This is a genomic window from Ruegeria sp. BC1 (genome assembly GCF_056539305.1).
The window spans coordinates 1-12,058 of the sequence record NZ_JBQFUT010000016.1 but is presented as its reverse complement, the minus strand read 5'-3'; the positions used below and the strand labels follow the sequence as shown (position 1 = coordinate 12,058).

The window sequence follows — 12,058 nt, the reverse complement described above, 5'->3', positions numbered from 1 at the left end:
GATCTTCTCTTCTTGGATTCAGCTAATTCGGGCCAGCCGGAGCGGGCGTCCGTTGAGCGCTAGTTCCGCCGCTCGCATGATCGCATCGGCGTCGATGCGGTGAGCGCGGTACAGATCTGCAATTGATCCGCTCTGCCCAAAATGCTCGACTCCAAGAGGGCGAACCCGCTGGCCCAAGACCGACCCAAGCCAGGACAAGGCGAGGGGATGTCCATCCGTGACCGTGACGATGGCTGCATCTCTGCTGACCTCGGACAACAGTATTTCGATATGGGATTGCGCATTCGGATGCCCCAGGGCGCGAGCTCGATCAGCGGCGTGCCACCCCGCGTTAAGCCGGTCCGCCGATGTGATAGCCAGGACCCCGATGTCGCGCTGATCCTGTCCAATTCGCCCGGCAGCAGCAATCGCTTCGGCTGCTACCACACCGGTATAGGCGATCACGAGGCCGCAACCCGGACCCGGCTTGCGCAGCCAGTAACCGCCATTGACGATGTCGCGCCTAAGCCTGTCATCCAATGTGCGTGTCGGCTGTTCCAGCTTGTGGGTGGACAGGCGCAGATAGACCGATCCGCCGGTCTCATCGCGCAGCCAGTCGCTGGGTTCGAGGGCCTCTTCTCCATCACGCTGCAAATAGTCGAATGACCATTCAAGAATGCATCTAAGCTCGTCCACGAAGGCAGGTTCGAAACTGGCCAGGCCATCTTGCGATATGCCGATCAGCGGTGTTCCGATGGATTGATGCGCGCCGCCCTCGGGCGCTAGGGTGATGCCGGATGGCGTCGCGGCCACGATGAATCGGGCATCCTGGTAACAGGCATAGTTCAACGCATCCTTGCCGCGTTCGATGAAGGGGTCATATAGCGTTCCTATAGGAATAAGCCGCTCGCCGAACAGCGCGTGCGACAGTCCTGCTGCACCGAGCAGGGTAAAGAGATTCATCTCGGCAATGCCCAGCTCGATATGCGCGCCTTCAGGCGATGCAGCCCATTTCTGCATCGATGCAATGCCCCGATCCCGAAACTCGTCCGCAATCGGGGTCTTGGCAAAAACCCCCTTACGGTTCACCCATCCAGCCAGCCCCGTTGAGGTTGCCACATCCGGTGCCATCGTCAGAATGCGATCTGTTAGAGGGGATGAGCCGCGCGAGAGATCGTCCAGCAGCTTGCCGAACCCTTCCTGTGTCGACAGAGCGGCTTTTGCCAATACAGGCGTTAGATCCGGCACATTGATACGCGCGGCGGTGTAACGCCGACAACCTTGCGCGATGAAGGGCACCTGATTCAGGAATGCGGCGTATTCGGCGGCGGGGCGGGGTAGACCCTCGAAAAGGTCCCATTCATGGCCGGTGCGAATTTGATGCGCATCACGCAAGATTCCCAACTGGGCGCTGTTGATCTGGCCCGAGTGGTTATCCTTGTGACCCGCAAGAGGCAGACCATAGCCCTTGACTGCGTAAAGGATGAAGCAAACGGGGCGATCGTGGTCGATTGAAGCAATAGTCTGCATCAAGCTGCGCTGGTCGTGACCACCCAGGTTGGTCATGAGCCTAGCCAGTTCGACATCCGTGCGACTCTCAATCAGGCGGCTTACATCGCCTTGATCGCCGAGATCGTTCAGCAGTTGTTCGCGCCAGGCGGCCCCGCCGGAAAAAGTCAGCGCCGCATAGGTCTGGTTGGAACAGCCATCTATCCAGTCGCGCAACTGTTCACCCCCAGGTTCGGCGAACGCTGCCTCTAGAAGCGATCCGTACTTGAGCTCGACCACCTCCCAGCCCATCGAAGAGAAAACGTCGCGAAAGAACACGTTCTGCGCATCTTTCGTGACGGCATCAAGGCTTTGCCGATTGTAGTCGATGAACCACCAGCAATTGCGAAGATCGTGTTTCTTGCCCTCAAGCAGCGCCTCGTAGAGGTTGCCTTCGTCCAATTCGGCATCGCCGAGTATGGAGATCATGCGCCCGGGACCCCGCTTGCCCCAACCCTTGGTGGCAATATAGTCCTGCACCATTGCGGAAAACACTGCCATCGCCCCTCCTAGGCCGACCGAACCTGTGGAAAAGTCCACGTCATCGGCATCCTTCGTACGAGAGGGGTAAGATTGCGCGCCGCCGAAACCACGGAAGCATTCGAGGTTTTCGCGGTCTGCCGCCCGAGAAGGTACTGCCAGGCATGAAAGATCGGAGAAGCGTGCGGTTTGACGGCGACCCGGTCCTCGGGCTGCAGCACCGCGCCATAGAGTACCGCCATAAGGGTCGAAAGCGAAGCCGACGACGCCTGATGACCACCCACCTTGAGCAAATCTGATTTCGGGCGGATAGAGTTGGCGTGGTGTATCGTCCATGTCGATAGCCAGAGTGCTTTCTTCTCGAGGTCTTCAAGAACGGTGGAGCGTGCGCGATGGTCCGACATCAGGTTTTCCTCATTTGTCGGGATAGCCTATGCGCTCGTTTCGGCTAAATAATCAGATCAGCTGCGAAATCTATTTTTGGAAATGGCAAATAAAGGCCGACCGAGGAGCCTCGGTCGACCCTGATCCGATCTATTGTGTCTGCTATTCCTCGCGTGGGCCAGCGATCACATCCAGTGTTGCGGTAGCGATAGCATTGCTGTTGTAGAAAAACCCGGCCAGTGCAGCCGAGGCGTTTTCAGGCAGATCAAGATGGTCTGTCGAGAGCGCATATACGGTGTAGGTATAAGTATGTGTCCGCCCGACTGGCGGACAAGGGCCGAAGAAACCGGGCTGGTTGAGGTCAGTGTTGTTTTCAACCGTTGCCGCTGGGAGGTTCGCGCTGATTCCGGTTTCATCAGCGGGAATGTTGTAGGCGCTCCAGTGCCAGAAACCACTGCCGGTGGGGGCATCGTTGTCATAGAAAGTGACCGCAAAGCTTTTTGTGCCTTCAGGCACATCGGTCCAGGCCAACTCTGGGCGGGTGTTTTCCCCGGTGCAGCCGAAACTGTTCCAATAATACTCGGCGGGGATCGTCTGACCCGCCTGTAAATCAGGGCTTGTTAGAGTAAAAGTGTCCTGTGCTTGGGCGGTGCCTGTTGAAAGGGTGATTGTCAGGGCGGAGATCAGAATATTGAGGCGCATGGCGACGGTCTTCCTGTGTTGAATTGAGATCCCTGACATAACGCGTATGGATTCCGAAAAATCATGTGGTTCTCAAATGCAGATTTTGATCAGGCCAAACAAAAAAGCTTCTTGATGCCCAATTGTTTGGCCGCGAAATTATCTCCAGAGCTAGTAGATGCGCGGGGGGTTCACCGGAACATCATCCTGTTCTAAAGTGTATTTTGCTATTTCATCTTTGCGCATGAAAACCACGCCTTCATGTTGTTTGGCATAGTTCAGGAACCGATCCAGCGCACCCACAATCCCTGGGGCGCCACCGATGCGATCATGTGTGCTGATGGACATCATGCGCCGCCGCGCTGCTCCTTCGGCATACAAAACATCAAATTCGTCTTTCAGTTCTCGTTCAAAGTTTGATGCTGTCATGGCCTGGGATGAAAACCGTCCGATGTCGTTGCAGCGCAGCGTGTATGGCACTACAACAAGTGGCTTGTCCTGCACCATGGTCAACGCAGGTTCGTCGCGGGACAAATCGTCTGTGTGGTACAGAAATCCCAGTTCTTGCAGGATGTCGAATGTCGCGCGTGTCTGGCGCATCCAGAAAGCATTAAAGCCGATGGGGCGCTGACCAGTTATCCGCTCAACAACCTCAATGTTCTTTTCATATGAGGCGCGCTCCTCGTCGGGTGTCATCCCAAATTGAGGGGTCCAGTTGTACCCGTGCGCTGCGGCTTCGTGCCCCCGGGCCACCAGTTCTTTGGCCAGATCCGGTCTACGTTCAACCGCTTGCCCGACCATATGAGAGGTCACTTTAACCCCATGGCGATCCCATAGATCAAGCAGCCGGGGAATGCCCTCGTTCATCCCATACCCGTACCACGTGGGTGTGATAGTATCCACCAATCCTGCCTCCATCGGCGGAAATGGCCCCTCGGCATCTGCCCCCTGTGCACCGGCCTCAAACTGCATCGAAATCGAGATGGCTAGTCTCGCTCCATCTGGCCAGAATCCGGTGCCATTTTGATGTTCGTCCTTCATAACCCTCTTCCTGTGTTCGGATAGATTTGAAATTTCCGGTAGAGACTAGAGGTCAAGCACAGACAAACAATTCCAAACGCCTGAATTCATTATTTGGCTTTGTTAACGAAATCCGGGTGGTGTTAAGGGCACCTGCACCTGCAAATCACAGCAGTTGGGAATGGCTATACAGAAATATCGACTGCGCTTGCCGCTGGGGAGCGGCACCCAAGTAACGCCCGGAACAAACCTGATCGATAGTGAAACGAGTTACTTCAACGCTATCTTGTGAGAACGGCCAGCTCCTGCTCGTTTACGTGGTCGGGGGCCAAACGCTAATAGACTCTGGGCTGAAAGGCTGGTTCCAAACAGCGAAGCTCCGGCGTGACATGTGCGACAGCTGAAACGGTGTCTCACGTCATAGCCGATGGGTCCAAAACTCTGACGACGGACAGGTTGCAGAGGCGTGTTGTTTAACTTGAAGAAAATCCGGCCCAAATGATTTTGTGGCTAAGCAAACTGCGTCAAGTAAGAGGTATATAGTGCCTTAGGCCTATGAACTTTCATGCCTAACCCTAGACCAGATTGCGTAAGATCGCGAAGCAAAACAAAAAATCACGGTTCGTTCTTGTTTCATAGCTAGAACATGTCTGTTGCGGCGAGGGCGATTGAGGAAGATAGTTTCACTCGGAACACGCCTCTCATCAACGCGAGGTTTCTCATGGGGCTTCGGAAAGTCAAGTTTCGGACGCACCACCCGCGCGTCCTTCAGCCAGAAGAAACCATCATGGTCACCGCTCGTTTTCGAACCGTGACTCACACCGACCAACAGAGATCATCGGGTCCTGACTCTAGCGAACAACGTGAACGGCGCATTGAGCATGACGAACGACGCGCGCTGCAGTGGTGCCAATCAGCAAATCCTTCATTCCAGGTCTGTGACTGGCGATGACAATACAGTCTTTGTCGTTTGATTGCGCAAAATCCAGGATGCCTCGTGCGGGATGTCCCTCTACGACGACCACTTTTGCATTCTCGATATCCTTAACCAAGGGTGACAAACTCTCGATTACAGAATGTCGAGCGGTTTCAAGATGATCGTCAGGCAGTAAATCGCTGGCGTACTGAGGCAGGTACTCCAGAACGTGTAAGACCGTTATCGAACCACCACTTTCACAAAGTGCACGTGCGATCGTTATTGCCTCAGCAGCGTCTCGGTCAGCCTCAAAAGACAAAGGGACAAGGATATTTCGGTACATTTATTGCTCCATATGAAAATATGTACGCCGATGTCATCGCACAAAGAAACGTCAGACTCCATAAAAAACGTTTTTGCGCAGATTGTTGTGCCTGCTCTGCCTTCTGGATGATTCAAGGAGGCGGTAATATAATTTCTATAATTGATAGTTACTTTTCCTCGCGCTCACCCTTCTGTAAGTTCAGCGGCGGGTTTTAAAAGGCAGGCTGGTGGCGCGAGAGGCGAATGACGCCTTTGTTGATCCAAGTTGGTTGCTGCGTAGCAGGGTCTATCCAGTTGACTTCATCCGATTTCGATAAGCAGGGTTGCGTAGATTGCATGTGCCAAAATGCTGAGAGCCATTTTGGGGAGCATTTACCTGCAAGGCGGCCGAACTGCACCCACCAGCTCCCATTGAGAGTGGCAAAGGTGCAAAACCGGCTTATTCGGCTAGGAGGAATAGTTCTTTTGAATGAGCTTGCACCAAGTCGGAGGCGCGTTTTGATGCCTCTTTCACCTGTTCAATACTGACTTTCTCGTCAAAAACCAGCCCTGATAGCGAGGAGGACAGCATCGAAATACCGATGGCTGCCAGCGCCATGCCATCTTTGCCAAAGATCGGGGCACCAATACAACAAATCTGCGGATCGCCCTCACAGTTATCGAAAGCAATTCCCGTCTTTTTCACATTCGCCAATTCGCGCTTAAGAGCTGACATTGTGGTGATGGTGTTTTCGGTGTGTGGGGTGAATTTCAGCGACTTTAGAAGCGCGTTCTGTTCAAATTTTGGAACGTTTGCGAGTAAGGATTTACCAACCGCACTGCAAAAGAGCTCGTCAGCATCACCTGGCGCTTGTCTGATCGTGACTTTGGCGTTCGAGCCGATCGCCACTTCAGCAAGGATTGCATGGTTGTCCTGACGAATGGCGGTATGTGCGATACGTCCAGTGGTTTCGGCAAGCTCGACAACGATGGGATGCAACAACTTCACCATGCGATCCGTTGTCGAGAAGCTTCTAGCAAGCGCTTGCACCTTATCGCCCGGTCCATACGCCTTCCCGATTGAGAGCCGCGAAACATAACCAAGTTGTTCAAGCGTTTTCAGGATGCGGTGGGCGCTGGCCATATCAAGCTCGAACGCTTCTGAAACGTCTTTTAGGCGAACTGCGCGTTGGCTAAAAGCAATGAATTCAAATACGTCCAACCCACGCGCGAGCGATTGAGCGGGAAAAGATTTGGCGACTCGCTTACTCATGCGTGTTGGAATCCTTGTCAGTGTTCGTTCAGTACTTCAGATTACCAATCTTTGGCACTGAGCTCGGCTCGGTTGGGTGAGTTATAGTTCAGAAAGCGCTGTCCCAAAAGCCTCCTAGGTTCAGGGCCTTGCTGTCTCGGGACCTTATCAAAGTCGAGCGGTGTGCTTGGTTGCCTTTCCCCAGATCGCTCGCGGGCTTTTTTTGTGGAAGTTTTCTGTGCTGGTCTGTCTATCGGGAGGCTTGTGAAAGAAGGAGCGCCATAGGTCGCGCTCCTTCAATGTCAGCCACCATACATCAGATTTGGCAAGAACAATGACAGCGCAGGTATCGCAAAGATTATCGCAAGAACGATGACTTCGACCTGAAGGAACCACCAGATCCCTCGGTAAATCTCTCCAAAACTGAAGTTCGGCGCGACACTTTTTAGAACAAACGCGTTAAGTCCAACAGGTGGGGTGATGAGCCCGATTTCCAGTGCCTTTGTGACCAAAACACCAATCCAAATCGCGTCAAATCCGAGTGCAGTTAACGCTGGCAGAAAGATTGGCACTGTGAGGAACATCACTGAAATCGGGTCTATGAACAAACCGAGGATCAGCATCAAGACCAAGTACATGATCATCAGGACCTGCGGGTGAACATCTAAGCCAACAATTGTTTCTGTGATCGCTGCGGATGTTCCACTGACCGCTAGAAAAGAGGTGAAGATCAACGCGCCGACCATGATGATAAAAATCACCGATGTTGTTTTTGCGGTCTCCAGGAAAACGTTTCCCAACACCTTGAACGAGAGGCGCCGACGAAACAAAGCTATCAAAAAGGCACCAGCTGCTCCCATTGCCCCAGCTTCAGTCGGCGTGAAGATCCCAGCATAAATTCCTCCGATGACAAGAAGCGCAAGAAGTACCGCAGCCCAAATGCTCCTAACGGCGTCAATTTTTTCTGCTGTAGTTGCTTTTGGAAGAGGTGGTGCCAATTCAGGATTTCTAAGGACCCTCAAGTAGATCATCACGCCGAAAGCGAAAGCGGTTAGCAACCCTGGTACAATCCCGGCAATGAATAACCTAGGGATCGACTCTTGAGCAATAATGCCAAAAACGATGAGCACGACACTGGGTGGTATCATGCCCGCTAGAGTGCCAACCGTTGCGATGCAGCCGGCGGCAAGGCGACGATCAATTCCAGCATTCATCATTTCGGGAAGTGCTACCTTGCCGAAAATTGCTGTTGTCGATGTTGTTGAGCCGGAACAGGCCGCAAATCCGACCGCTGCAACCGTTGTCGCAAGAACAAGACTCCCGCGAATGTGCCCGACGATCGCGCGTGCTGCTTTGAACATGTCATCCGTAACACCGGACGCGATTGCCATATGCCCCATCAGCAAGAAGAGCGGGACGGCACTTAAGGAATATCCCGAGCCGATATCAAATAACCGAGCGCCCAATGTTTTGAGTGCTGATTCCAGTCCTCGGGTCATGGCAAAACCAATCGCGCCCATGAGCAACAACGAAAACCCTACGGGCATTCGCAAGGCCAATAGCAAACCCGCTCCCGAAACTACAAAAAGGGGGATGGCGGCATCCATATCAGACCTCTTCGATCTGCGCCTCATGGCGCTCTTCAATTAGTGAATTCCAAAAAACCAACATCACCAACTGGTTAAGGAGGCGGGCTGATAGGAAAAACAATCCGATGGGGATCATGATGCGTGCAGGCCAGGTGAGAACTGCGATGGCGCCCAGTATTGTGTCTCCCATTGCATAGTTTTCCCAAGCCGAAACGCCGGTGAACCAGGTCAAAGCTGCAAAGAAAGAAAACAAAACGTGCAACTGAAGACTCTGTATCAGTTTCCTAAGTGTGCGGGGCAGACGCGCGTAAAGCATGTCGATCGCGATATGCGCGTTTTCGCGTTGAGCAAGTGCGAGGCCAAGATAGATCACAAAAACAAAGGCAAGGCTCACGAACGAATAAGAACCGGGGACATTCCACGGCGTGAGGTAACGCACCAGGACATCGATAACGGTGATTACCATCATCACAGCGACAGCTGCGGCTGACACGTAACTCAGAACATTCTCAAACTGGCGTTGGATAACTAGCAAAGCGATGCCCTCCATTCTGGTAAGTTGGACAATAAGTGGCGACCTGCCCAAACCAGCAGGCCGCCAATCGGAGGAACAAATCAGTGGTCGCTGCCTACAAGTTGTTGGTACCGGTCCAGCAGGCCCTGACCATCGACACCAGCATCGTTCATGCCATCAATCCATACAGACCAGGAGGCTTCCCCTGCGGCTTTTAGTTGTTCGGCATCATCGAACTTGACGACGGTCACTCCGAGGTCCTTCGTCAGGGTTTCTGCCGCAGTTTCCTGCTGCACCATCATCAGTTCCATTGAACGTTCGACCATCTCCGTGTTTAATTCTTCGATGATCGCTTGAATATCTGCAGGTAGCTCGTCCCAGGCATCTTGGTTGAAAACCAAAGTCATCGGCATGTAGTACCAATCGAGGCCTTCGTACCAATATGGGAAGATGTCGCCAAAACCGAAGTCGACCATATCCGATGGCCCACCCATAGTGACAGCTTCAACCACTTTTTTTTCAGCTGCGGCGGGAAGCTCGCCGAACGGGATTGCGTAGGATGTGATACCAGCTGCCGTTAGAGCATCCGCAGACCCCCCATGGGCTCGGATTTTGATCTCGGCCAGATCTTCCATGGTCCGGACTTCGTCATAGGACATCATTTGCATCCAGATCCAAGTTCCGTTGAACATGAACTTTTGGTTCAGCGCATCAAATTCACTCTGGAATTCCTCAGATCGATAGAGTTCATCCATGACCCGATTGTGGGTGAGAACATTGTCAGAGATGAACGGCAGAATACCTACGGTCGCTCGAGGGTAGAGTCCTGGGTTGTAGACTGCCGAAACTTGCCCCACATCGAAGGAACGAGCTTTCAACCCCGTCGGCTGACCCGAAAATTTGCCCAAGGCACCGCCGAAGATGCGATTGAACTTCACGCGCCCATCTGTTCTTTTCTCCACCTCGTCCATCCAGACGCGTGCAGATTCATTCAGGCCAGCTTCACCGAACGCCGCGTGAAAAGTTAGGTTGTAGTCAGCTGCGAAAACGGAGCTGGCTGAAGTTGCAATTGCTACGCTGACGGCCGTGAGTATTTTCTTTGCTGAGATCAATTTGGACCCCCCTTTTGTTGGCAGAGCTATAAGCGCCCAAGTCTCCTCACGATGGACACGCTCTGATATTGTTGAGATTGAAGTCGCTCTTTCTGAACGACCGAGTGTTTTCGTTGTTTGCTCCTCTTTGTTTCGCTGATTGATGACTGGTGAACTTCGTCCTTCGGCCCGTAGGATTGGTTGCTTCCGAGCGATTACCTAAGGAGGTGCATTGGTCTTAAGGGTGGGGTGAGCACGCTCATATTGCTTCGGGTAAGTCAGGGAGACCCCAAGCTCCTCCGCAGCGCGCCAAGTCCATCTTGGGTCGAATAAATGGCGGCGGCCGATGGCGACCAAGTCTGCGGCACCAATTCTCAATAGCGTTTCTGCCTGAGAGCCGTTAGTTATATGGCCCACGGCAATAACTTTCGCCGTCACCTGCTGTTTGATCGCTTCTGCAAACTTGGCTTGGTAACCTGGTCCAGCGTTGATTTCTTGAAGCGGGCTTACTCCGCCACTGGATACATGGATATGATCGCAACCCAGAGCATCAAGTGCCTTTGAAAACGCAATGGAGCTTGCGATGTTCCAGCCTCCGTCGACCCAATCGGTTGCCGAAATGCGGATGCCCATGGGTTTTTCGTCAGGCCATTCAGCGCGAACCGCTTCAAAGAGCTCGAGACCAAACCGCATTCGATTTTGGAGGCTTCCACCATACTTATCTTGCCTAATGTTGGAGATCGGAGACAAAAACTGATGGATGAGATACCCGTGCGCGGCATGGAGCTCGATGGCGTCTGCACCGGCGGCATTGGCATGTTTCGCAGAATCCACGAAACTCTCGATGATGTCAGTGATTTGAGAGGCTGATAGTTCAGTCGGAATGGGGAAGCCGTCTCGAGCTGGAAGAGGCGATGGAGCAAAGGTTTCGGATCGTTGCGCTGATTCAAGTGGACCGGCACCCTCCCATAGTGGTTTATGACCCGCCTTTCGCCCTGCATGGCACAATTGCACGCAAAAACTTGCGTCCGTATTCGAGTGAATGAAATCGACAACTCGACCCAATCCACGAACTTGATCATCCGAGAAAAGGGCTAAACACGCGGGATTGTTGCGAGCATGAGGCTCGACATAGGTGCTTTCGGTAAAAACGAACCCGACACCAGACACGGCAAACTGACCTAAGTGCATTAAATGCCAGTCACCAGCAACACCGTCGACCGCGCTGAACTGCGTCATTGGCGGCAAGACCACGCGATTAGGCAGAGTAAGCCCACGCAACTCCAATGGTTCGAATAACAAAGGTGCCATGATCCGTTTCGAAACCATTATCTGGTTTCGATCTCCCCAAAGTCAGGTTCTTCGATACTCCGTTCGCATGTGCGAACGCTCCCACGGTTGGCCTCCGATGCAGCCCTCACGCATAACGTGCGGGATGTATCAGAGGCCTCCCGGGAGGTTCTCAATGAGTGGTTAGCGGTCTTCCACTTGAGCCCACAGAACAACGAGAGTTGCACAATCCAGGCACATTCCCGGATCCGAATAGATCATTCGAGAATGTCGACCCTTTGATCCAAACACTTCGTTAATGAGGTGAGATGCGCCGTTCAAAGCTTGGGGTTGTTCCGTGAAGTCAGCCGAAGCTTGGATTGATCCCTCAAGGCGGATGATCCGCTTGATCCGGCTCAACTCCCCAACCGCAGCTTTTAGCTGTGCGATCGCGTTGAGCGCAGAAATTCGAAATGACTGATACCCATCTTCCGTTGTGAGTTTCTCTCCGACCCGTCCGGAATACTTCATATCTCCATCAATCCACGGCAATTGACCTGAGGTGTAGATGATGCCGTTGGCTTCCGTCCACGGCTCGTAGTCACCAACTGCTGAAGGAACCGAAGGTAGCGTCAAACCCATCTCCAGAAGACGTTCTTCGGGTGTTTTTGTGTCATCAAGCATATTTTCCTCCCTTATAAAAATTTCAATAAAAGAAAGAAAAAAGTAAAACAAGATGTAAAAGTTAAAAGGCAGGTAAAAATTTTCTATTATAGAAATATTAAATCATGAAGTTGCAAGGGGAGAGGTGAAGCTTCCAGTCAACGAGGTTGCTCATCAAATCAATGAAAAGACAGTTTATTCCGCGTGAATGTGAGGGATCTGTTGCAAACTTTTGGCTGTTGACGAGGTCGGATGCTGCGGGTGAATGACTTTCGGTAGGATGTGTCGCAAACTTTTAGAACGGCCAGCGCCAGCGACCTGCCGGACACACTTATCTTGCGATCTCGGCAAATAGTCGAAAGCCCGACG

The 12,058-nt window shown here is 52.8% G+C and carries 9 protein-coding genes and 1 pseudogene; all 10 read right to left on the bottom strand.

The features are described 5' to 3' along the window. Positions 1 to 18 precede the first annotated feature (18 nt). A pseudogene (locus ACR0IY_RS21415) lies at positions 19 to 2,411 on the bottom strand (transketolase). A gap of 142 nt (positions 2,412 to 2,553) precedes the next feature. Beyond that, positions 2,554 to 3,093 (bottom strand): YbhB/YbcL family Raf kinase inhibitor-like protein, encoded by a 540-nt coding sequence (locus ACR0IY_RS21410; protein WP_480676972.1) that lies wholly within the window; start codon positions 3,091 to 3,093, stop codon positions 2,554 to 2,556. Positions 3,094 to 3,243: 150 nt separating this feature from the next. After that, positions 3,244 to 4,113, bottom strand: a complete 870-nt coding sequence (locus ACR0IY_RS21405) for a polysaccharide deacetylase family protein (protein WP_480676970.1) — start codon at positions 4,111 to 4,113, stop codon at positions 3,244 to 3,246. An 830-nt stretch (positions 4,114 to 4,943) separates the two neighbouring features. Next, positions 4,944 to 5,351, bottom strand: a complete 408-nt coding sequence (locus ACR0IY_RS21400; RefSeq protein ID WP_480676968.1) for a universal stress protein — start codon at positions 5,349 to 5,351, stop codon at positions 4,944 to 4,946. Between the two features lie 420 nt (positions 5,352 to 5,771). Beyond that, complete coding sequence (locus ACR0IY_RS21395) at positions 5,772 to 6,584, bottom strand: IclR family transcriptional regulator (RefSeq protein ID WP_480676966.1); 813 nt, start codon at positions 6,582 to 6,584, stop codon at positions 5,772 to 5,774. 281 nt (positions 6,585 to 6,865) lie between these two features. Further along, positions 6,866 to 8,170 carry a TRAP transporter large permease gene (locus tag ACR0IY_RS21390; protein WP_480676964.1) on the bottom strand — a complete coding sequence of 435 codons (1,305 nt, stop codon included), beginning with the start codon at positions 8,168 to 8,170 and terminating at the stop codon, positions 6,866 to 6,868. Between the two features lies 1 nt (position 8,171). Next, positions 8,172 to 8,687: a TRAP transporter small permease gene (locus ACR0IY_RS21385; protein ID WP_480676962.1), complete on the bottom strand. Its 516-nt coding sequence runs from the start codon at positions 8,685 to 8,687 to the stop codon at positions 8,172 to 8,174. Positions 8,688 to 8,767: 80 nt separating this feature from the next. Continuing rightward, complete coding sequence (locus tag ACR0IY_RS21380; RefSeq protein WP_480676961.1) at positions 8,768 to 9,778, bottom strand: TRAP transporter substrate-binding protein; 1,011 nt, start codon at positions 9,776 to 9,778, stop codon at positions 8,768 to 8,770. A 198-nt stretch (positions 9,779 to 9,976) separates the two neighbouring features. Further along, the gene (locus ACR0IY_RS21375) at positions 9,977 to 11,068 is read right to left on the bottom strand and encodes an NADH:flavin oxidoreductase/NADH oxidase (RefSeq protein WP_480676959.1); all 1,092 of its coding nucleotides are present in this window, start codon (positions 11,066 to 11,068) and stop codon (positions 9,977 to 9,979) included. Between the two features lie 162 nt (positions 11,069 to 11,230). After that, positions 11,231 to 11,710, bottom strand: coding sequence for a RidA family protein (locus ACR0IY_RS21370; RefSeq protein ID WP_480676957.1), 480 nt, complete (start codon positions 11,708 to 11,710; stop codon positions 11,231 to 11,233). Positions 11,711 to 12,058: the final 348 nt, after the last annotated feature.